The organism is bacterium, from assembly GCA_035380285.1.
Taxonomy (GTDB): Bacteria; Auribacterota; Erginobacteria; order Erginobacterales; family DAOSXE01; genus DAOSXE01.
The window spans coordinates 22,970-45,262 of the sequence record DAOSXE010000012.1; the positions used below are offsets into that span (position 1 = coordinate 22,970).

Consider the following 22,293-nt stretch of genomic DNA (forward strand, 5'->3'; position numbering starts at 1 on the left):
CTGGCCAAGGCCGGCGCGGCGAAGCTACAATTCCGGGGTCATGAAACCTCATCCCAGCAGCCCGCGCTTGCTCGTGGTGGGGGTCGCCCTGATGCTTCTGGCCCGCGCCGGCATCGGCCGGGGAGAGACCGCTCTCCCGACCCCCGCCTTCACCCCCTCGCCCTCCCCTTCCCCCAGCCCGCTCCCCTCCCCCAGCCCCTCGCCCACCCCCGTTCCCGGACCGACCCCGGTGGAGAACACCTTTGTGGACCAGGCCTACCGCGGTCTCTATTCGATCATGAATTCCCAGGTAAGCCGTTTCGACCAATACTTCGGAACCCCCGATACCCAGATCATGGACCAGCCGCATAACCCCTGGGTACGGGTCCGCGGCGGGTTCCGGGTCAAGGATTACGCGGGGTTCAAATTCAAAAGCGATTTTGCCGCGTCCATTCCCCTGCCCATCCTCGAAAACCGGTTCCACGCCTTCCTCAGCAACGACAACGACATCGAGGGAGAATACAACTCCGACTACTTCGAATCGAACGACAAGGAGGAAGACGACCGGATTTCGGCGGGGCTGCGTTATTTCATCATCTCCACCGAGGAAGTGAACTTCAATTTCAGCGGCGGGATCAAGTTCCGCTGGCCCCCGATCCCCTACGTCAAACCCCAGCTGCGCTTCTCCTTCCCCCTCGATCCCATTTATTGCCGGACCACCCAGTACGTCTACTGGTACGCCGACGACGGCCTCGGGGAAAAGACGGACCTGGAGCTTAATTTCCTCCCCGACCCGGCCACGTTGATCCAGAGCGACTCCACCGTCACCTACTCCAACACCTCCTCGGGCGTCGATCTCTCCCAGCACTTCGCCATCCAGAAGCTGGATTTTTCCAACCTCCACGGGGAAAATTTCGCGGTCAGTCTCGAAGCCGATATCGACGGCCACACCTGGCCCTCGTTCAAGATCGAGACGGTGGAGCTTTCTCTGCGGTTTTATCACAAGATCTGGCGGGACTGGCTGCGGCTGGGGGTCTCTCCCGGGCTGGTGTGGGAGCGGATCACCCCCGACGCCGACGAGCACTACGACGGCGTCGATTACTGGCGTTACGCCGTCCCCCAGATCTACGTTTACCTGGAGATTCTCTTCGACTCGACGGACGAGCTTTCCAAGGCCCGTTTCTGCAACCAGGACTGACCCGGCTCCCTTCAGCCGCGGAGACGGCTGATGACGGCGGCGGTGGACGAATCGTGGCCGAGTTCGGGCCGGGACGGGCCGGTCAATTCCGCCAACACCTTCTTGGCCAGAACCTTCCCCAGTTCCACCCCCCATTGGTCGAAGGAAAAGATGTTCCACACCACTCCCTGAACGAAAACCTTGTGTTCGTACAAGGCCACGAGCTGGCCCAGGACCGAGGGATCGAGGCGGGGAGCGAGGATGGTGTTGGTGGGTCTGTTTCCGGTGAAGGTCTTGAAGGGGACCAGCGCCTCCGGCGTTCCTTCCGCCCGGACCTCCTCCGGCGTCTTCCCGAAAGCCAGCGCTTCGGGTTGGGCGACGAAATTGGCCATAAGCTTGGCGTGATGACCCTCGAGGGGGTTGAGGGAATGCGCGAAGCCGATGAAATCGCAGGGAACGAGCTTGGTCCCCTGGTGGATGAGCTGGTAGAAAGCGTGCTGGCCGTTGGTCCCGGACTCGCCCCAGACGATCGGGCCGGTCTGATAGTCGACGGGGCGGCCTTCCCGGTCGACCGACTTGCCGTTCGATTCCATGTCGAGCTGCTGCAGATAGGCCGGAAACCGGCTCAGGTACTGGTCGTAGGGAAGCACCGCGTAGGTCTGCGCGCCGAGAAAGTTGTTATACCAGATCCCGAGCAGGGCCAGGACCGCCGGGAGGTTCCGATCAAGGGGGGCCTCGCGGAAATGAAGGTCCATCCGATGGAAACCGTCCAGCATCTCCCGGAAACGCTCGGGGCCCACGGCCAGCATCAGGGAAAGCCCCACCGCCGAACACATCGAGTACCTCCCCCCCACCCAGTCCCAGAACTCGAACATATTCTCCGGATCGATCCCGAACTCGCCCACCCCCTCCGCGTTGGTGGAGACGGCCACGAAGTGCCGGGAAACCGCTTCCGAAGCGCCCAGGGCTTCCACCAGCCAGCGGCGGGCGGAGACGGCGTTGGCGACGGTCTCCTGGGTGGTGAAGGTCTTGGAACAGACGATGAAGAGCGTCTCCGCGGGATCGAGATCCCCGACGGTTTCGGCCAGGTGGGTGCCGTCGACGTTGGAAACGAAAAAACACCGCAGTCGGGGGTGGGCGTAGGCTCCCAGCGCCTTGACGGCCATAGCCGGCCCCAGGTCGGAACCGCCGATGCCGATGTTGACGACGGCGCGGATCTCTTTGCCGGTATATCCCCGCCACTCCCCGTCGCGGACCCGGCGGGCGAAAGCCTCCATTTTCTTCAGAACCCCCTGCACGGCGGGGACGACGTTCTCGCCTTCCGTTTCGACGACTGCGCCGGCGGGTGCCCGCAGAGCGGTATGAAGCACGGCCCGGTTTTCGGTCCGGTTGATCTTTTTCCCCCCGAACATGCGTTCGATTTCTCCGGAAAGTCCGGCCGCTTCGGCCAGGGCCGCGAGCAGGCTCATGGTCTTTTCGTCGACCAGGTTTTTGCTGTAGTCGAGATAAAGGTCGCCCGCGACCAGGGAAAAACGCCGGTTGCGGTCGGGGTCGGCGGCGAAGGCGGCCCGGAGATCGAAACCGCGCATGCGCTCGCTCTGTTCGATCAAGGCCCGCCAGGGGGCGGAATCGGTCAACGCACTCATGGCTCTCCCTTTGCTGTCCGCGCCCGGCGCGGCGGTTGGCAAGTTGCAGACCCGGCCGATTATACGCGCCCGGGGTGAACCGTTCATCTACTTTGCCGCAGCCGCGGAAGACGGGTTTTCGCTTCTCTCGCCGAGGGCACCCCGGGTACAATATCCGGCGACGCCACCATGAACACCACCGGGGAAAATGCCTTCGCCTTCACAGTTTCGGACCTGATCGAAACCCTGGCCCGGGGCGACGAAGAAGCCCGGGCGGAAGCGGCCAGAAGCCTGGGACGGCTGCGCGACCCGGCGGCGACCCAGCCGCTCATCAACTGCCTCCACGACAATTCGCCCCTGGTCGCGGCGGCGGCGGCCAACGCCCTGGGAATGGTCCGGGACGCCCGGAGCGCCGAGCCGCTGCGGGAACTGCTCCGCTCCCCGGAGCGTGAGGTTCGCTCGGCGGGAGTGCTGGCCTTGGGCGCCCTCAGGATTTCCTCGACCGTCCCCTCCATCGCCGGGCTGCTCCACGATCCCGATTCCTGGGTCCGCGCCAGCGCCGCCCTGGCCCTGGGGAGGGTGGGGACCGAACAGGCCAACCCCCATCTGGTCGAAGCCCTGGCGGACGAAGCCGCGGACGTCCGGGCGGCGGGAGCCGACGCCCTGGGCGTCATCGGCTCCACCTTCGGAGTCGAAGCTCTTCTGGAGCGTCTGGAAGATTCCGACGCCGGGGTCCGCGCCAGCGCCGCCGGCGCGTTGGGGCAGGCGGGAAGCCTGAAAGCCGTCAAACCCCTGATCGGGCTCCTCCAGGACGTCAAAACCGCGGTCAAGCGGGCCGCGGCCGAAGCCCTGGGCCTGTTGGGGGACACCCAGGCCGTCGCGCCCCTTATCCACCTCCTCACCCTGATCGAAAAAAGAACGGGCGACCATAAGCCCCCGCCGGCGGAGCCGGAGGTCGCGGTGGCGGAACCCGGAGAAGAAACCGGGGCGGCGCCGGTCGAACCGACCACCTTCGGCGCCTTGGCCGTAGCGCACGGGCTCATAACTCCCGAGCAGCTTCATCAGGCCCTGCGGCTCCAGTCCGAGATCGAAAGCAACGAGGGGCGCCACGTTCTTCTCGGCGAGTTGATGATCGAGCGCGGCCTGATCACCCCGGAGCAGCGCGACGCCATCCTCGCCCGGCAACGGCGGCTCCTCCTGGAGGAAGAGGCGGCCGGAGGGGTCGATAACGTCCCCGCAGCCGAGGAGGAGGGGGGCGAGGAACCGGCCCGTAAAGTCAAAGAAAAAGATCGGCTCCCCCCGATCAAGATCACCTCCGGGACCATCCGGGCCACGGCCGCGCTGTCCCTGGGCCGGATCGGGGACGACCGGGCGGTGGCGCCTCTGATGGAAACCCTTAAGGACGAAGAGTGCGGGGTTCGGGCCCAGGCGGCCGCGGCCCTGGGGATGATCGGAGACGACCGGGCGGTGGAAGCTCTCCTGGCCTGCACCGGAGACGCCGAAAGCTGGGTCAGGGACGAAGCCGAAACCGCCTTGGGGGTTCTGGTCAGCACCGTCACCGTCGAACTGCTCAGGCAGGGAACCGCCCACGACAACCCTCTGATCCGAAGCGCCGCCAACCGGCTCTTGGCCCTGACCCCCGACCCGGAATCGTTCCGTCTCCTGGTCGAATCCCTGGGGGATCCCGACCCCGGGGTGCGGGCGGCGGCCGCCGCCGCCCTGGGCCGGCTGGGGGATCCTCGGGCCCGCAAATTCCTCATGACTTTGCTCGAGGACGGCTCCCCTCTTCCCCGGGGAGCGGCAGCGGAAAGCTTGGGGTGGTTGGGAGAGGCGGAAGACGCGGTCGCCATCCGCCCTCTCCTGAACCAGATCAGCGCTTCCGTGCGGATCTCGGCCGCCACCGCCCTGGGGGAACTGCGGGATCGGGAGAGCATCCGGCAACTGGAACAGCTTCTCGGCTCCCCCGAAGTCCGGGTGCGCCGGGCCGGGATCGAAGCCCTGGGGCGGATCGGGGGCGGCGAGGCCGCGGACGCCGTCCGCAGAGCCGTCGAAGACCCCGATCCCGCGCTGCGGGCCCTGGCCGCCGGGATCATCGGGCGGGGAGGAAACCGGGAACTGACGGAGGTTCTGGCGGCTCTGATCGCGGACCCGGTGCGCCAAGTCAGAATCTCGGCGGCCAGGGCGCTGGGGCGCCTGGGCGGGGAAGGAGCCGGCAAGGCCGTCGCCGCGCTCCTGGACAACGAAGACCCTTTCCTGCGGGCGGCGGCGGCGGAAGCGTTCGGGCGGGTGGGCAGGAACGAAAGTCCCTTCAAGCTCATCCGTCTGCTCGAGGACGAAGAGGCCGTGGTTCGCCGGGCGGCGATCCGCGCCCTGGGTTTGATGGGCGACGCCGAGGCCTGCGCGCCGCTGAGGGCCTGCCTGATCAGCGACGACCCCGAATCCAGGGCGGCGGCGGCCGCCGCCCTGGGAAGGCTTCAGGACCGGGAAGCCGTCGGAGAACTTCTGGAAATTCTCGACGACCCCGTTCCCGAAGTGCGCAAAGCCGCGGGACAGGCTCTGGAGCAGGTGGTTACGGCGGCGGAATTGGAACGTCTCCTGAAGATCCTCAACGCCCCGGCGGCGGATATCCGGGGCACGGCGGCGCGGCTGCTGGCCCGGATCCACGACCGCCGGGCGCTGGACGCCCTCGTGGGCAAACTCAAGGACGAAGACCCCGAAGTCAGAAAAGGGGCGGCCGTCACCCTAGGCGTCCTGGGGGACGACCGGGCCGTGAGTCCGCTGATCGCCGCCCTGGAAGACGAGGACTGGTGGGTGCGGAGGGCGGCGGCCGACGCCCTGGGGAAGATGAAGGATCCGCGCGCGCTCGAACCGCTCTGCCGGACGATCAGGGACGAACGTCGCGAGGTCAGGAGCCGGGCGGCGTGGGCCTTGGGAAGAATCGGAGGCGAAGCCGCCCGGGGGAGTTTGCTGGAGGCGCTGGATGACCCGGTGAGCTGGGTGCGCCGACGCGCGGCCGCGGCCCTGGGAGAGGTGGGGGGAGAGGATGCGGTGGGCGCCCTGATCCGGGCCCTCAACGATCCCGCCGGGGAAGTGAGACGAACCGCGATCACCGCCCTGGGGAAGACGGGAGCGGAGAACGTCGTCGATCTGCTCGACCGGGCGCTCGCGGAAGGATCGCCTCCGATGAGACGTTCGGTGATCCAGGCGCTGGGGGAACTCAAATCTCCCCGGGCGGGGAGCAGCCTGGCCGGGGCGCTGCTGGATCAGGATTCGTGGATCCGCCGGGAAGCCGCCCGGGCCCTGCGCCGCTGCCCGGGAATCGACGTTCTTGAAACCGTTTTGGAAAAGATCACCACCGCCCCCGAATGGGACGGGAACCTCGTCTCCATCCTTTTAAGCGAAACCGTGACGTCCGGGAACCTGGAGCGGCTTCTCGATCTGGCCCGGGAGAAGAACCCGGACCTGCGCCGGATCGCGGTCGAGCTTTTAGGGAAACTGGGGGAACCGCGGTCCCTGCCGATCCTGATCGACTCCCTCCGGGACCGGAACTGGGCGGTCCGGCTCTCCGCCGGACGGGCCCTGGCCCGGACGGCCGCTCCCGAAGCCGCCGAGGCCATGCTCGAGGCCCTGGGCAGTTCGGACGCCATGCTCAGGGTCGCCGCCCTGGAGTACTTCGGAAAGATCGATTTTCCCCGCGCCCAACCCCAGGTGGCGAAAGCGCTCCGCGACGCCGACGCCGAAGTCCGCCTGACCGCCCTTCTCATCCTGGCCGAGCAGCCCGACAAGTTGGGGCTGGACGCCCTGATCGCGGCGGCCGCCGACGGAAGCACCAGGGTCCGGAGGACGGCGGTTCGGCTCCTGGGGAAACTCTCGACCCCGGCGGCGCTCGACGTCCTCGTCGAAGCCCTCGGGGATGCGGCCCGCGAGATCAGGCGCGAAGCGGCCGCGGCCCTGGGCCGCTCCGGTTCCCGCAAAGCCCTTCCCTCCCTGATGGCGATGCTCCGGGACGAGAACGCTTTCAACCGCACCATCGCGGTCGCCAGCCTCGGAAACCTCGGCTATCCGGAATCCCTGGCCTCCCTGATCGATTCCGCCGCGGACAAATCCCCCGAGGTCCGCGCCGCCGCCGCCGCGGCCCTGGGGAGACTGCAGAGCCCGGAGGCGGAAGACGTTCTCGTCGAACTTCTCGGCGACCGGCGCCCCGAGGTGCGGGCCAATGCCGCGGAAGCCCTGGGCATGATCGGCAACCCGGAAAGCGCCTTCAGTCTCCTGGGAGCGCTGGGCGACGGGGAAGAAGAAGTCCGGGCGGCGGCGGCCGAAGCTTTGGGGGAGCTGGCCGCGGGCGACGCGCTCGAAGCGCTGAATAAGGCCCTGCGCGACCCTTCCCCGCTGGTCCGGGCCCGGGCCGCGGGCGCGTTGGGCAAAATCGGGGGGGGGGACGTCGCCCTGGCCCTGGCCGAGGCCGGCGGCGATCCTGACGGTTGGGTCCGCCGCAGCGCGGTCCTGGCCCTGGGGCGGTTGATCGACCCGCGCACGCTCGGCGCCGTCATCCAAGCCCTGGAAGACACCGAACCCCGGGTTCGGCGGGCGGCCCTGGAGGCCCTGCGGGCCTTTCCCGACCAGGATCAGGAAGAACATATCCGCCGGGCCCTGGACGACCCCGACCGGGGGGTGCGCCTGCGGGCCGAAACCGCCGCGGGCGAGCTGGGCCTGGCGGAGACGGTCGACCGCCTGCGGGAATTGGCCGCCGGAGAGCCCGGTATCGAGGCCGCCACCGCCCGAGCCGCCCTGCTCCTCCTCGGAGAAGACGGTCCTCCGGCCGCGACGGGGACGGCTCCCGGCTGATGGGCGCCTGGCTCCGGGGCGTTTTCGTCTTCGCCGCCGCCGCCGCTTACGCGGCGGCGGCGGGCTGGAGCGGCGAATTTTCCTGGATCGAGGGCATCCCGGCGACGGCGGCCTTGATCGTCCTGATCGTCGGCGCCGGGGCGATCGAAGGCATCCTCCACCGGCCCCGGAGATTTCCCTGGGATCTTATCCCCTTCGCGGCCGCGGGGCCCGTGGCCTTTCTCCTGGCCGGCGGCGGCGCGGGGGGGTGGCGGGAAGGCGTGACTTTCTGCGGATTTTTCTACGGAGCGGCTCTGGGGGGCGGTTTCGCCGCCGGGATTCTCGCCGCCCCCCTGGCCGCGGTTCGGGCGTTTAATCCAGGCGCGGCGGAAGAACGGCTGCGGCGGGGACTGGAGTCGGTCGGAGCTCTGCGGCTGGTGACGTACGGAGTCCTCCTCTTCCTGGGGACGGCGGCGGCGGGCGGGCGGGCGCTGCTCGGCATGAAACGTACGGCCGCGAACCTCCCGGGAGGAACACCGGCGGCGGCCGCGGCTCTCTTCCTGCTTTTTTTCGGAACCTGCGCCGTCCTGACCTGCCGCCACACCGTTTTTTCCCGCCGCGCCGGGAAACCGGGAAAAACCTGAACCGGGCAGCTCAGGCGCAGACCCGGACCGGGCCGCAGGGGGCGGCGGGGCGCGGCGGGCGCAGGGGCGGCAGCTCGCGGTCGCGGTCGGCCTGGAGCTCGGCGTAGAGAAGGCGGTGCCATTCCCGAGCGGTCTGCGCCGGCATCCCCATCCCCTCCAGCCGGAAGGGCCAGCCCGGGTCGTTCGCCAGCGGGCAGGTCTCGTCGATCCCCAGGATGCCTTCCCGGGTGTAGGCATAGGGGTGAAGGCGACAGATCAGCGGCCGAAGGTCGGCGGGAAGACGGCAGCCCTTTTCTTGCAGAAAACAGCACCGCAGCTCGGAGCTGCGTTTGAGAACCAGGCGGCGGCCGTCGGGCCGCAGCGTCAGGGAGAGCCATTCGGGATCGTACCCCGGATCCAGATATTGAAGATCGGGTAGTTCCACGGTATGGAACCCTTCTTCTCCCAGAAAGGCGGATATCCGGGAGAGGTCCCCGGTGGTTAAAACGATCTGGGTGCCCTGGCAGCACGAGGTGCCGGCCAGGGCGCACTTTCGGCATTCGTCGCTCATGGTTGTACGCCCTCGGACTGAGGTTTAACGTTGCCGCCGGTTCCGCCCGCCCGGACCGTCTCCGGAACGGGCGCCGGTCGGCGCGGATGCGGATTGACTTACCGGTGGGGGAAGGCCGATCGCGGTCGGCCAGGGAGACGAACGCCGCTCAGATCTCGAGGAGTTCCCGCTCCTTGGCGGCAAGCAGGTCCTCGATCTCCCTGACGTACTCGTCGGTCTTGGTTTGGACCTCCTCCAGAAAGCGGAACTTCTCGTCCTCGGGGACCTTCCCTCCCTTCCCCAGTTCCTCGATCTGATGGTTGGCCTCGCGGCGAACGTTGCGGATGGAAACCTTGCCTTCCTCGGCGATCTTCTTGATCACCTTGACCAGGTCGCGGCGGCGCTCCTCGCTGATCTCGGGAACCGGAATCCGGATGATCTTGCCGTCGTTGGAGGGATTGAGCCCCACGTTGGCCTGCATGATCGCCTTCTCGATATCGGAGAGAGAGTTCGGATCCCAGGGTTGAACGACCAGGAGACGGGCTTCGGGGGTGGAAATTCCGGCCAGGTCGCGCAACCGGCTCCGGGTCCCGTAATAATCGACGACGATGTTCTCGATCAAGGCCGGAGACGCCTTCCCGGTCCGGATCGAGGCGAATTCGCCCTTGACCACGTCGACCGATTTCAGCATCTTCAGTTCCATCTCCTCAAGGGCTTCCTCGGGGAGCATTCTGAACCTCCTTGCCTGTCTGACTGCCGTCGAACCCGACGGGCTTCGGGCCCGTCAAGCATGCAGCAGGGTGCCTATCTTCTCTCCCATGGCGGCGCGCCGCAGCGCGTGTTCCGCCCAAAAATCGAAAACCAGAACGGGGATGCCGTTTTCGCTGGCCAGGCCGAAGGCGGAAAAATCCATGATCTTCAGCCCCAACTCCAGGGCCTTGACGTAGGTCAGCTCCTCGAACTTGACCGCGTTCGGGTCCTTCTTGGGATCGGCGGTATAGATCCCGTCGACCTTGGTGGCCTTGAGGACGGCATCGGCGCAGATGTCGCAGGCCCGCAGCAGCGCGGCGGTGTCGGTGGAGACGAAAGGATTTCCGGTTCCGCCGGAAAAGATCCCGACTTCACCGTCTTCCAGCGCCTGACGGGCGGCACGGGGGGAATAGAGTTCCGCCACCGCCCCGACCGGGACGCAGGAGAAAAGCCGGGCCCTGAGACCGGCTTGCTCCAGGGCGCCGCGCAGGGCCATGCCGTTGATGACCGTCGCCAGCATCCCCATCTGGTCGGCGGCGGTGCGCTCGATCCCCATGGTCCCGGCGTTGACGCCGCGGACGATATTGCCTCCTCCCCCCACGATCCCGATCTCCACTCCGGCCTCGGCCACTTCCCGAACGTTTTCGGCCAGGAAAGCCAGTGCGCCCGCGTCGAATATCTCCCCGGGACGGCCCAGGGTTTCCCCGCTGAGCTTGAGGACGACCCGCCGATACCTGGGAACCGCGCCCATCGCGATCACTCCCCGATCTCGCCGAGACGCCAGCGGACGAAGGAGAGGACCTCGACGTTCGGGCCGGCTTCCTTGCGGATATACTCGCCCACGCTCATCTCCGGGTCCCGCATATAGGGAAAATCCACCAGGCAGAGTTCGGCCAGGCGCTTGCGCCACTTGCCCGCCACGATCTTATCCCTTACTTCCGGGGGCTTGTCGGCGAACTGCGCGCCCGCGATCTCCAATTCCTTTTCCTTCACCTCCGCGGGAACGTCCCTCTCGGTGATATAGTCGGGGTTGTACGCGACCACCTGCATCGCCGTCTCCGCGGCCGCTTCGGGTACGGGGGCGGAGAGCTCGACCAGGGCGGCCACCTTGGAATTGTGATGAAGGTACCCCCCGATGAACCCCTCTTTTTCCCAGAGCAGGGCCCGGGATAGTTCCATCTTTTCTCCGGTTTTGCCGGAATAGTCCTTGATCCGCTCCAGGACTTCCGAGCCGGCGGCGGCGGCTTCGCCGCGGCCCATGACTTCTCCCAGAACCCAATCGGCCAACTCGGAAAATTCCGGCGTGCGGGCGACGAAATCGGTTTCGCAGTTGAATTCGATCAGCGCGGCCCGTTTCCCGTCCGGAGAAACGCCGATACGCAGCAAACCTTCCCGCGCCTGCCGGCCTTCCCTCTTGGCGATCTTGGCCTGGCCTTCCTTGCGCAGGATCTCTACCGCCTTGGCCTCGTCGCCGTCGGCCTGCTGGAGGGCCTGCTTGCAGGCCATGATCCCCGCTCCGGTCTTCTCCCTCAGTTCCTTAACCATTCCGGAATCGATGATCATGCTTCCTCCTCCTCGTCGTCGCCGGCGGCGGCCGGAGCATCGGCCGCCTCGGCTTCCGGGGCCGCGGGCGCCGGCTCCGGAGCGGCGGGAGCCGGGGCAACCGTCGCTTTCTCGTTGGCGGTATCCCGGACCACGCGGCCCTCGGCCAGGCCCTCCTCGATCGCTTCCACCAACTGGGCGACGACCAGCCGGGTGGAGCGGATACCGTCGTCGTTGCCCGGGATCGGATAGTTGACCAGGTTGGGATCGCAGTTGCTGTCGACGACCGCGACGATGGGGATGCCCAGTTTGCGGCCTTCGCGAACCGCGTTGTACTCCCGCTGGATATCGATCACCACCAGGACTCCCGGAACCCTGACCATTTTCCTGATCCCGTCCAGGTTGCGGTGGAGTTTCGATTCCTCGCGGGCGAGGGCGGCGATCTCTTTTTTCGAACGCCCCTCCAGGCCCTCGTTCTTGACCTTCTCCAACTTTTCCAGCCGCTGGATGCTGGAGCGGATGGTCTGGAAATTGGTGAGCGTGCCTCCCAGCCACCGGTCGTTGACGTAGTGCATGCCGGTCTTTTCCGCCGCTTCCTTGATCGTGTCCTGGACCTGGCGTTTGGTTCCGACGAAGAGGACCTCCTTGCCTTCGGCCACCTGCTCCCGGATGAATTTCCGGGCCAGGCGCAGCTGGCGGCTGGTCTGCCTCAAATCGATGATGTGTACCTTGCTGCGGGCCTCGAAGATGAAGCCCTCCATCCGGGGGTTCCAGCGTTTGGTCTGATGACCGAAATGCACGCCGGCTTCAAGCAATTCTTTAATGGTTGCAGAACTCACTACTCCTCCTTGTGCTTTCCCGCACCGAACTGACGGCGCTTTCCGCTACTTCGGAACAGGGTAAGGTACTATAGCAAAGCCGGAACGCGGAGCAAGTCATTTTTCGGACGCGGACGCGCCCCGTTCCGCCCGGCGATCGACGGCCCTCAGGCTCCGGCGCAGGACCTCGGCCCACCGGCTCCGTTCTTCGCCGGCGGCGGCTCGGGGGACTTCGATGGCGGGACCGAAAACGACCCGGATCCGGCCCAGGGGCAGGGGGATTCTCATGTGGTCCCAGCTTCCGGCTATGACCAGCTGCAGGGTCGAGGCGAAGGAAACCGGGAGGATGGGGAGCCCGGTCACGGCCGCGATCGCGATCACTCCCTCGTGAACCTGGTAGCGGGGTCCCTTGGGCCCGTCGGGGGTGACGGCGGCATCCCCGCCGGCGGCGAGGTCGCGGACGATCTCCACGAAGGCGGCCCGCCCGCCGCGGGTGCTCGATCCCCGCACCGAATGCAGGCCGAAAGCCCCGATCAGGCGCGAAAGCAGTTCCCCGTCGCGGGAGCGGCTGACGATCACCGAAATCCGCCGGCCCGGCTGTAGAAAGCGGCGATAGATATATGGCATCATCATGAACCGGTTGTGCCAGAAGGCGAAGATCGCCCGGCCGGGCGACTCCAGAACCTTTTCCAGCTCTTCCCGGTTGTGAAACTCCCAATCCGAGCTGCGGCCGACCATCCGGATCAGCCCCGAGGCGAGGGCGGCGGTAAGCGTGGTCGCGGCCCCGGTTTTCAACAACCCGGCGCTCATTTCAGCGCGAAAACTGGAGCTCATAGAGCCGGCTGTAGGGTCCTCCCGAAGCCAGGAGCTGGTCGTGGCGGCCGACTTGCACGATCCGGCGGTCTTCCAGGACCACGATCCGGTCGGCGCCGCGGACCGTGGAAAGGCGGTGGGCGATGACGAAGACGGTGCGATCCACCATCAGCCGGTTCAGCGCCTCCTGAACCAGTTTTTCGGACTCGGCATCGAGCGCCGAAGTGGCTTCGTCCAGGATAAGAATGGGGGGATCCTTGAGGATGGCCCGGGCGATGGATATCCGCTGGCGCTCCCCGCCGGAGAGAGCGTACCCCCTTTCCCCGACTTCGGTGTCGTACTGGTGGGGCAGCTTCATGATGAAATCGTGGGCGTTGGCGGTGCGCGCGGCGGCGGCGATCTGCTCGCGGTCGGTGGCTTTTTTCCCGTAGGCGATGTTCCCGGCCACGGTTTCGTTGAAGAGGATGACTTCCTGGGTAACTATTCCCATCTGCGCGCGCAGCGACCGGATGGTCGCGTCCCTGAGGTCGACCCCGTCCAGCATGATCCTTCCGGCCGTGGGGTCGTAAAACCGGGGAATGAGGTTGACCAGCGTGCTCTTACCCGACCCCGAGGACCCGACGATGGCGATGACCTCGCCTTTGCGCACCCGGAGATCGATCCCTTCCAACACCGGTTCTTTCCCGGTGTAGGAAAACCCCACGTTTTCGAAGACCACCGATTCCTGGATCGGCGGGACCTCGATCGCGTCCGGTTTCTCGGAGACCGAGCTTTCGATCCGGAGAATGTTTTCGATCCGGTCCATGGCCGCGGCGGAGCGCTGGATCATGTTGTTCGCCCGGCCCAACTGCTTGATGGGGCGCGGGATCGAGCCCAGGCAGGCCAGGTAGATCACGAACTGGGCGGCGTCGATCTCGCGGTCGAGAATGGCGTTCCCCATCACCGCCAGAACCACGGCCATGGCCACGATCACCACCACTTCGGTCACGGGAGAAACCATGGCGTCGAGCCGCGCCATGCCCATCATCAGGCGGTAGAACCGTTTGTTCGAGCGTTCGAAGCGTTTGACTTCGTAGTCCTCCATGGAAAACGCCTTGACCACCCGGATTCCGGAGATGGTCTCCTGGAGGAGGGAACTGATGTCGGCGATTTTCTCCTGGGAGTGGGAAGAGAGTTTCCTGATGACGTTGCCGATGATGAGAATCGGGGGCATGAGGAAGAGGAAGATGCCGAAGACGAGCAGGGCCAGCTGCCAGTTGATGATGATGGGAAGGCCGGCGTAGAGAACGAGATCGCAGGCGTTCTGCATCAGCCGGATGAACCCTTCGGAGATCCCCCGGTGGAGAAGATCGGCGTCGTAGGTGATCCGGGCCATCAGCTCGCCGGTCCGTTGTTCGGTGAAGTAGTCCAGGGAAAGCGACTGCAGATGCGAATAGATGCGGGAACGGGTGTTCCGGACCACGCTGTTGCCGACGAACTGCAGGGTGATGTCGGCCAGAAACGTCAACCCCCCCCGGATGACGGAGATGCCGACCACGAAATAGATCAGATAATACAGCAGCTTCTGGTTGGGAAGGTTGTTCACCCAGGCGGCGAAGGAGTCGATGGCGGTTTGGAGAAAAGCCGGAAGCTCGATCGATACCTGGGGGATAAAGGGGTCTCCTTCGACGATCTTCGACCAGAAGGGGAGAATGGCCGTGAAACTCACGCCCATGGTGGAGGAGATGAGGGAGGAGAGCACTGCGGCCACGATCAGGAAGAAGATGTACCTTCGGGCCAGCTTCAGGAGTTTCAGATACGATTTCATCTTCCCTTCTCTGCGGAAGGCGCCGAGAGCGCCGGCATCTCCATAATCACCCGGGCCGCGCGGGCGGCGGCGCCCGGTTCGCCCAACTTCGTCCGTACCCCCCGGAGAGCGTCCGTCATCGCCTGGCGGCGGGGACCGGGGGCCAGCAGTTCTTCGGCCCGGGCTGCTATCTCCTCCGGACGGGCGGCGCGTTGGATGTACTCGGGAACCACGCAACGGCCGGAGACGATATTGACCAGGCTGATGTAGGGAATCTTAACCAGGACCATACCCGCGAGCCAGCTTAAAAAGCTGACCCGGTAGACGACCTCCATGGGCACGCCGAGGACGGCTCCCTCGAGCGTGGCCGTTCCCGATGCCACCAGGAGAAGATCCGAAGCCGCCATGACCTCGCGGGACCTTCCGTCCACCAGGCGCAGGCGCCCGGGAAAGGTCCCGGCCAGCGATTCGGCCATCTCCCTCAGATCCGGAGACGAGATCGGGGTGACGAATTGGATCTGCGGGCGGCGGGCGGCGAGAAGGGAAGCGGCCTCGATCAGCACGGGGTAGATTCTCCCGATCTCGCCCGGCCGGGAACCGGGGAGCAAGCCGACCACGGGCCCGGGAGAAAGCTCCAGGCGGCGGCGCGCGGCCTCCCGGTCCGGGAAGGAAGCGAGGACATCGGCCAAGGGATGGCCGACGAATTCGGCTTCGATCCCGTAGCGCCGGAAAAATTCGCGCTCGAAGGGGAAGATGACCAGGAGCCGGTCGACGAAGCGTTTCAACTGCTTGACGCGTCCCCTCCCCCAGGCCCAGACCTGCGGGCAGATGTAGTAGGCGGTCGCGATCCCCCGGCGGCGGGCGCGTCGGGCGAAACGGAGGTTGAAACCGGGGAAATCCACGAGGACGACGACGTCGGGACGGCGCTCTTCCATCACTCCCGCCAGGTAGTTGAAAAGGCGCCGGAACCGGCCCAGCTCCCTCACCGCCTCCCAGATACCGACCACGGAGTGCCCGGTGATCCGCTCGACCAGTTCCACCCCGGCCGCTTCCATCTCGTCCCCCCCCATGCCGAACATCTCCAGCCCCGGCCGCAGCTTCGCCAACTCCCGGCAGAGGGCGGCGGCGTGCTGGTCGCCGGATTTTTCTCCGGCCAGGACCATGATTTTGCCGAAGGCTGGGGGGGGGGCCGTCGCGTTCACTGCCGGCTCCTCCATTTCATTCTTCCCGGGACCGGGTCTTGAGACGGGCCAGTTTCTTCCGGGCGCGGGCGGCGTCGGTCAGAATATCGTTGGCCAGTTTCAGGGCACCCAGGCCGTGCTCGGCCGGAACCTGGGGAAGCCCCCCCAGCCGAACCGACTCCACGAACGACTGCAGTTCCAGTTTGAGCGGCTCCTGCCGCCGGGTGGCGAGAACTTCGCGGCAGATCCGGCCCGCCTCGAGCCGGTAGACCTCGGCCCGCTGTTCGTTGTAGTCGAGGGAGATATAACCGTCGTCCTGGAAGATGCGGATTTTGCGCATCCGATGGGGGGTGATGCGGCTGGCGGTCACGTTGGCGATGCAGCCGCTGCGGAAACGGATGCGGGCGTTGGCGATGTCCTCGGAAGGACTGAGGACCGGCATCCCCACCGCTTCCAGGCTCTCCACCGGGCTGGCCACCAGATGCAGGATGATCTCCAGGTCGTGGATCATCAGATCCAGCACCACGCTGACCTCGGTGCCCCGGGGCTGATACGGGGCCAGCCGGTGACACTCGATGAAGCGGGGGGGCCGCAGGATTTTTTCCACCGCCAGCACCGCGGGGTTGAAGCGTTCGACGTGGCCGACTTGAATCACGACTTTCCGTTCTTCGGCCACCCGGTGGAGTTCCCTGGCCTCGGCCACCGTCACCGTAATCGGTTTCTCGATGAGGAGATGGAACCCGCGCCGGAGCAGTTCGGAAGCGACCTGGAAGTGGCGGTCGGTGGGGACCACCACGCTCACGGCCTCCACGGAGGAGGGGATTTCCTCGATGCCGCCCAGGGCCCTGGTCCCGTACTCGTCGGCCACCGCCCGGGCCCGGGAAAGATCGGAATCGACCACGCCCACCAGCTCGACCCCGGCCAGTTCCGAGTAGATGCGGGCATGCCGCGAGCCCAGATGGCCCACGCCTACTACCGCTGTCCGGACCGCGTCCATCGAATCACTCCATGATCTTGAACATCATCTCGGCCTCGCAGGCCAGCTCTTCTCCGACCAGGGCCCGGGTCCGGACCTGAAGGAGAATGCGGCGCTGGCGGATGACGTCCGATTCCAGGCGAAGCTGGTCGCCGGGGATCACCATCCGGCGGAAGCGGGCCTTGTCCACGGCCAGGAAGAGGCCGACCTTGCCCCGATCCTCGGGTTTCTTGAGAAGGATCAGACCGGAAAGCTGGGCCAGGGCTTCGAGGATCAGAACTCCGGGCATGACCGGACGCCCCGGGAAATGCCCCTGGAAGAACGGCTCGTTCAGGGTCACGTTCTTCAAGCCCACGATTCTGGCGTCTTCTTCGTATTCGATGACCCGATCCACCAGGAGAAAGGGATACCGGTGGGGAAGGTACTCCATAAGCTGGACGATATCGGCGCCGTCGGCCAGAAAGGCCGAACCGCCGGACAGGCGCTCCTCACTCATTGTCTGCCTCCAATATTTTCGAGGCCAGGGCCAGGTTATGAGCGTGCCCCGGCCTCAAGGCCACCACCGTCCCGCGCAAGGGACGGCCCAATAACGCCAGATCCCCGACCAGATCGAGGATCTTGTGCCGGACGAATTCATCGGGGAACCTCAGCCCTTCCTTGGAGATCACGACCTCGCCGTCCAAGACCACCGTGTTCTCCAGGCCGCTCCCCAGGGCTAGGCCCCGCTCGAAGAGAGCCTCGGCCTCCTCCAGCATTCCGAAGGTGCGGGCCGGAGCCACTTCGTCCCGGAATACCTCCGGGTCCAGGGACAGGGAGAGGTACTGGGGGGGAAGGCGGGGGAACGAGACCGCCGCCGCCACCCGCAGGCCCTCCCCGGGAAAAGCCGCCAGCAGACTTTCCCCCCGTTCCCAAAAAACCGCCGACTCGACCGCGAGCGGCTCCCGGGTACCCGGGCAGCCGGCTACGCCGGCTGCCCCGATCAGATCGAGGTAGGGCCGGGCGCTGCCGTCGCCGATCGGCAGCTCCGGCCCGTCGAGGAGAACGAGGACGTCGTCGATCTCCGCTCCGGCCAGAGCGGCCAGGAGGTGTTCGACCGTGAGGATCCGGGCGCCCCCGGGGAGCCCCAGGGTCGTTCCCCGATCGGAGGAAACCACCGCGGAGAGCAGCGCGGGGACGGCGGGCGATCCGGGCAGATCTTCGCGGACGAAGACCGTCCCCGTCCCCGGGGGGGCGGGTTCGAGACGCATCCGGCAGGGTCGTCCGGTATGGACTCCGATCCCCCTCATCCCGACGGGAGAACCAAGCGTCTGTCGGCGCCCTGGCGGCATCGCTACTGCGCGGGCGGCGGCGCCGGCCGGTTGATCACCTCCAGCACCTGATCGGTGATTTCCAGCGCGGGGTCCTTGTAAAACAGGACCTCCCCCCTGAGGATGTAGCTGTAGCCCTGCTCCCGGGCGAAGACCGCTATCTTCGCCTGGATCTCCTCGGAAAGCTCCTGGGTCACCTCCATGATCCGCCCCTGCAGCTGTACTTCGGCCTCGCGGACGAGCTGCCGGAGCGTGAGCTGCTCCCGGAAGATGGCTTCCTTCTTTTTGGCCAGGGCCGTCTCGTTGAGGAGAAGCGCTTTCTGTTCGAGATCGCGCTCCATGGCCTCGATGCCGGCCCGCACCTCTTCTATTTTCGCCTCGGTCCGTTCCTTCTCGCGGACCAGGGGGCTCGATTCGCCCAGCATCTCCTCGGTCCGGTAGTATTCCTTGAAAACCCTCTCGGTATCCACCCACCCCACCCGGCCGGTACCCTCCGCGGCGGCGGCCGCGGCGGCGAAGCCCAGTACCCCCCCCAGTGCGATCGCGAGCGTGCGCATCCGGGTCATAGCGTCTTCCTCCTCATTGATTGCCGCCGTCGGCGGCTACCATTCGTAACCGATGTTGAAATGGAACCGGCCGCCGGTGTCGTTCCAGCCGTCGGGACCGGTTCGGAGCGGCCAACCGTAATCGAGTTTGATGGGGCCGATGGGGAGATAGAGCCGCAGTCCGATCCCGGCTCCGGAGTTCAGGGTTTTGAACCAGTCCCCGCTGAGAATGTCGAAATCCTCGGTCGCGGGCCACCCGACGCCTTCCTCGGTCCATTGCGAATCCACCCAGACGTTTCCGATGTCGCAGAAGAGGGCTCCCCTCACCATTTCGATGATGGGGAAGGTCAGCTCGAACGTTCCCATCAGCATCGAATCGCCGCCGATCGGCTCGTAGTCGCCGTCGTCGGGATCCTGGTAGAACGGCCCCACCTCCCGGTAACGGAACCCCCGGATGGAATTGCCGCCGCCCAGGTAGAACCGTTCGTAGATGGGCACGACGTCGGTATCTCCGTAGGCAGAGGCGGTCCCGGCTCTCATCTTGAACGCCAGCACCCATGTGGGCCACCAGAGTTCGAGGTAATAACTGAAATCGTAGGTGGTCTTGACGTAATCCTTGCTCCCCCCCAGGACTCCTCCGGCGAGTTCGCAGGCGAGAACGTTTTTGGTGCCGCGGGTGGGGATGAGGAAGCTGTCGCGGGTATCGGTGGAAAGCGAGGGGACGATGGAGCTGATCCAGTTCTTCCCCTCCTCCAGGTACAGTTCGGGGAAAGCCCCGTCGGCGATGTCGGAGATGTCCACCTGCTCGAGTCGGTAGATCACCCCCCCCTGGACGATCCAGAAGAGGCGGCGGCGGAAACGCAGGTCGAAGCCCTTGCGGGATTCGTCGTATTCGCTCCAGGCCCGGTCGCGCCGATAGACGTCGAAACCGGCCGAGAGCGGGATTCCGAAGAGCCAGGGTTCGGTGAAACTCAGCTCGTAGAGGCTCCGTTCCGTGCCCAGTTCGCCGCGCAGGCGCAGTTTCTGTCCTCCCCCCATGAAGCCGTTGGCGGGGTTGAGGATATCGACGTTGCTCTGGGAGATTTCGGCATAACCGATAAAGTCGTCGATGGAGCTGTAACCGAAACCGAACATGAACTGCCCGGTCTTCTTCTCGGTCACCTTGACCACCAGGTCCTTCTGCCCCGGATCACGGGCGGGGACCTGGTCGATGACCACCGTTTCGAAATAGCCCAGGTTAAGCAGCCTCTCCCGGCTGCGGCGCACCCGAACCCCGTCATAGACGTCTCCGGGCCGCACCCCCATTTCCCGGCGGATGACCACGTCCTTGGTGATCTCGTTGCCCTCGATATCGATCCGGTCGATGAAGGAAATATCCCCTTCCGAGATCTGGTAGGTCAGGTCCATCCGTTCGGTGGCGGGGTTATAGGACTGGACGGGACGGATGTCGGCGTCCATGTAACCGCGGGACTGGTAGAAATCGAGCAGGGATCGGTAATCGTTGCGCAGGGACATGGGGGAGAAGACGGTGCCGTCGATCATGGTCAGGCGCCCCTGCAGCTCCTCGGCGGAGAACCGTTCGTTGCCGCGGACGGTCACCTGCCCGGTGTGGTACTGCTCCCCCTCCTCGAGATGGATGACCAGCTTCAGGCGGCGGCCGTCGGGGGTGTAATCGTAGTCGACGTCGAGGATCCTGGCGTCCAGGTACCCGTGCTCGCGGTAGTAGAGGATGATCCGTTCCTGGTCCAGGTCGAACTCCGAAGCCGTCAGAATCCCGGAGTGGAAGGGGAAGGACTTGGCGGTGGTCTGCATGACGTCTTCGAGGTCGCCGGGCTTGATCGCCCGGGCCCCGTCGAAGACGATTTCGCTGATCCGGACTTCGTCCCCCTCGGAGATGTTGAAGAAGACGGTGACCTCGCCGGTGTCCGGTATCGGTTTGACCTGGGTCTCCACCGCCGCGTTGAGGTACCCTTCCTTGCGGTAGAGCTCGACGATCTTCTCCTCGTCTTTCTTGAGGACGGCCTGGTCGAGGATCTTTCCGGGGGCGGTCGCGGTCTCCTCGGCCAGGTCGTCGGCGTCGAACTCGCGGTTCCCCTCGTAATAGACCTTGTTCACCAGCGGTCGTTCCTCGACCACGATCGTGACTTCGACAGCGCCCGGCGTCTCTTCCTCGACATCGAAGCGCACCGAGGAAAACGGGCCCCATTCGCTCAGGCGCTTCAGATCGGCGTTGACCGTCTCCTGGGAATAGGGTTCTCCGGCGCGGGTCTTGACCCGGGCCAGGATCGAAGAAGCGGCCAGGCGCCGGTTCCCGGCGACCGCGACCGCGGTCACCGTTTTTTCCCGCGCGGACCGGGCCGGCGGCGGGAAGGCGCCGAACAGGCCCGCGACGAAGATGAGCAACACCGCCCCCGCCAACGGGTTATTCGCCGACGGCCGCATATTCCTCAAAACGGGTATAATCCTCGAGAAAGACAAGTTTCCTCTCCCCGGTGGGTCCGTTGCGTTGCTTGGCCAGGTTCAGGTAGGCCAAATTCTTATCTTCGGGACGGTTGTCCATAAGATCGGGGTAGACAGCGGGCCGCATCAGCAGAAAAACCACGTCCGCGTCCTGCTCGATCGCTCCCGACTCCCTCAGGTCGGAGAGCATGGGTTTATGGTCCCGTCTGCCCTCCGCCTCCCGGTTGAGCTGCGAGAGCACCAGAACGGGGATATCCAGTTCCCGGGCCAGCGCCTTGAGCGAGCGGGAGATGTCGGAAACCTCCTGCTGGCGGCTGTCGGGCCTGGTTCCGGCCGCCTGCATCAGCTGGAGGTAGTCGATGACGATCAGCCCGACGTCGAACTTGGCCTTCATGATCCTGGCCTTGGCCCTGATCTCCAGGTTGTTCATCCCCGGGTTGTCGTCGATGTAGATCGGGGCATCCGAGAGGGCGCTGCAGGCGTGAACCAGTTTTTCCAGTCCCTGCTGGGAGAGGAAGCCCTGCCGCAGGTTCTGGGCGTTGACCCGGGCGTGGGCGCACAGAAGCCTCATGACCAGCTGCTGGCGCGACATTTCCAGGCTGAAGATCCCCACCGGAACCTTGTCGCGCACGGCCGCATGCTCGGCGATATTGAGCGCGAGGGCGGTCTTCCCCATCGAAGGACGGGCGGCCAGCACCACCAGGTCGGAGGGCTGGAGCCCGCAGGTCATGGAGTCGATGGTCTTGAACCCGGTGCCGACGCCCGTGAGCATCCCCGCCGAGCGCTGGAGGCTTTCGACCTGCTCCATCGCCCGTTTCACCAGAACCCGCATCGGGACCATGGTGTCGCGGAGACGCCGCTGGGTCAGCTCGAAAATCCTCTTTTCGGCGTTGTCGAGCACCTCCTCGGAAGCGACTCCCCGGCAGTGACAGGAGGTGACGATGTCGGTGGCGATGTTTCCCAGGCTCCGCAACAGGGCTTTTTCCTGGATGATTTCCAGATAGGCATCGAGGTGGGCGGTGGTGGGGAGATAGTTGAAGAGGGTGGAGAGAAACGCCCCCCCGCCGACCCGATCCAGGGACCCGGCCGACTTGAGGTGCTCGGTCAGGGTAAGCAGGTCCACGGGTTTGCCCCGATCGGCCAACGCCACCACCGCTTCGAAGATGGCGCGGTGGGGGTCGAGGTAGAAACAGCCGGCGTCGACCTTCTCCACCACCCGGGGGATAACGTCCTTGTCCAGCAGCATCGCCGCCAGGACGCCCATCTCCGTCTCCCGGCTGTGCGGCACTTCCCTGCCCTGGGGGAAGGATGCCTGTCCCTGGTCTTCCATGACCGAC

The 22,293-nt window shown here is 65.8% G+C and carries 18 protein-coding genes; 3 read left to right on the forward strand and 15 right to left on the reverse strand.

Going from position 1 to position 22,293, the window contains the following annotated elements:
• Positions 1 to 40: 40 nt before the first annotated feature.
• Complete coding sequence (locus PLZ73_06015; protein HOO77429.1) at positions 41 to 1,177, forward strand: hypothetical protein; 1,137 nt, start codon at positions 41 to 43, stop codon at positions 1,175 to 1,177.
• Between the two features lie 11 nt (positions 1,178 to 1,188).
• Here PLZ73_06015 and pgi read toward each other — a convergent pair whose 3' ends face one another.
• A complete protein-coding gene (gene pgi / locus PLZ73_06020) occupies positions 1,189 to 2,802 on the reverse strand; it encodes a glucose-6-phosphate isomerase (protein ID HOO77430.1) in 1,614 nt (537 codons plus the stop codon).
• 168 nt (positions 2,803 to 2,970) lie between these two features.
• Between pgi and PLZ73_06025 the strand changes: the two genes are divergently transcribed.
• Both PLZ73_06025 and PLZ73_06030 read left to right on the forward strand, forming a co-directional pair.
• Positions 2,971 to 7,626: a HEAT repeat domain-containing protein gene (locus PLZ73_06025; GenBank protein ID HOO77431.1), complete on the forward strand. Its 4,656-nt coding sequence runs from the start codon at positions 2,971 to 2,973 to the stop codon at positions 7,624 to 7,626.
• Positions 7,626 to 8,249, forward strand: a complete 624-nt coding sequence (locus PLZ73_06030) for a hypothetical protein (protein ID HOO77432.1) — start codon at positions 7,626 to 7,628, stop codon at positions 8,247 to 8,249. The genes PLZ73_06025 and PLZ73_06030 overlap by 1 nt, the downstream gene beginning before the upstream one ends.
• A 10-nt stretch (positions 8,250 to 8,259) precedes the next feature.
• Here the strand turns inward: PLZ73_06030 and PLZ73_06035 are convergent, their stop codons facing one another.
• The 14 genes from PLZ73_06035 to dnaB form a co-directional block, all read right to left on the reverse strand.
• Positions 8,260 to 8,799 carry a YkgJ family cysteine cluster protein gene (locus PLZ73_06035; GenBank protein HOO77433.1) on the reverse strand — a complete coding sequence of 180 codons (540 nt, stop codon included), beginning with the start codon at positions 8,797 to 8,799 and terminating at the stop codon, positions 8,260 to 8,262.
• Positions 8,800 to 8,947: 148 nt separating this feature from the next.
• Positions 8,948 to 9,508, reverse strand: a complete 561-nt coding sequence (gene frr, locus PLZ73_06040) for a ribosome recycling factor (protein ID HOO77434.1) — start codon at positions 9,506 to 9,508, stop codon at positions 8,948 to 8,950.
• A gap of 54 nt (positions 9,509 to 9,562) precedes the next feature.
• Positions 9,563 to 10,285, reverse strand: coding sequence for a UMP kinase (pyrH, locus tag PLZ73_06045; GenBank protein HOO77435.1), 723 nt, complete (start codon positions 10,283 to 10,285; stop codon positions 9,563 to 9,565).
• A complete protein-coding gene (gene tsf / locus PLZ73_06050) occupies positions 10,285 to 11,091 on the reverse strand; it encodes a translation elongation factor Ts (GenBank protein ID HOO77436.1) in 807 nt (268 codons plus the stop codon). The genes pyrH and tsf overlap by 1 nt, the downstream gene beginning before the upstream one ends.
• Positions 11,088 to 11,909, reverse strand: a complete 822-nt coding sequence (gene rpsB, locus PLZ73_06055; GenBank protein ID HOO77437.1) for a 30S ribosomal protein S2 — start codon at positions 11,907 to 11,909, stop codon at positions 11,088 to 11,090. The genes tsf and rpsB overlap by 4 nt, the downstream gene beginning before the upstream one ends.
• Positions 11,910 to 12,005: 96 nt before the next feature.
• Positions 12,006 to 12,683, reverse strand: coding sequence for a lysophospholipid acyltransferase family protein (locus PLZ73_06060; GenBank protein ID HOO77438.1), 678 nt, complete (start codon positions 12,681 to 12,683; stop codon positions 12,006 to 12,008).
• 16 nt (positions 12,684 to 12,699) lie between these two features.
• Positions 12,700 to 14,508, reverse strand: a complete 1,809-nt coding sequence (locus PLZ73_06065; protein ID HOO77439.1) for an ABC transporter ATP-binding protein — start codon at positions 14,506 to 14,508, stop codon at positions 12,700 to 12,702.
• Positions 14,505 to 15,689 carry a lipid-A-disaccharide synthase gene (gene lpxB / locus PLZ73_06070; protein ID HOO77440.1) on the reverse strand — a complete coding sequence of 395 codons (1,185 nt, stop codon included), beginning with the start codon at positions 15,687 to 15,689 and terminating at the stop codon, positions 14,505 to 14,507. Before lpxB ends, PLZ73_06065 begins: the two co-directional genes overlap by 4 nt.
• A 16-nt stretch (positions 15,690 to 15,705) precedes the next feature.
• Positions 15,706 to 16,665 carry a Gfo/Idh/MocA family oxidoreductase gene (locus PLZ73_06075; protein HOO77441.1) on the reverse strand — a complete coding sequence of 320 codons (960 nt, stop codon included), beginning with the start codon at positions 16,663 to 16,665 and terminating at the stop codon, positions 15,706 to 15,708.
• Positions 16,666 to 16,669: 4 nt separating this feature from the next.
• Positions 16,670 to 17,140 carry a 3-hydroxyacyl-ACP dehydratase FabZ gene (fabZ, locus tag PLZ73_06080; protein HOO77442.1) on the reverse strand — a complete coding sequence of 157 codons (471 nt, stop codon included), beginning with the start codon at positions 17,138 to 17,140 and terminating at the stop codon, positions 16,670 to 16,672.
• Positions 17,133 to 17,972: a UDP-3-O-acyl-N-acetylglucosamine deacetylase gene (gene lpxC, locus PLZ73_06085; GenBank protein HOO77443.1), complete on the reverse strand. Its 840-nt coding sequence runs from the start codon at positions 17,970 to 17,972 to the stop codon at positions 17,133 to 17,135. Before lpxC ends, fabZ begins: the two co-directional genes overlap by 8 nt.
• 2 nt (positions 17,973 to 17,974) lie before the next feature.
• Positions 17,975 to 18,517 (reverse strand): OmpH family outer membrane protein, encoded by a 543-nt coding sequence (locus PLZ73_06090; GenBank protein HOO77444.1) that lies wholly within the window; start codon positions 18,515 to 18,517, stop codon positions 17,975 to 17,977.
• Between the two features lie 36 nt (positions 18,518 to 18,553).
• Complete coding sequence (bamA, locus tag PLZ73_06095) at positions 18,554 to 20,938, reverse strand: outer membrane protein assembly factor BamA (protein HOO77445.1); 2,385 nt, start codon at positions 20,936 to 20,938, stop codon at positions 18,554 to 18,556.
• Positions 20,919 to 22,286, reverse strand: coding sequence for a replicative DNA helicase (dnaB, locus tag PLZ73_06100; protein HOO77446.1), 1,368 nt, complete (start codon positions 22,284 to 22,286; stop codon positions 20,919 to 20,921). The genes bamA and dnaB overlap by 20 nt, the downstream gene beginning before the upstream one ends.
• Between the last annotated feature and the right edge of the window lie 7 nt (positions 22,287 to 22,293).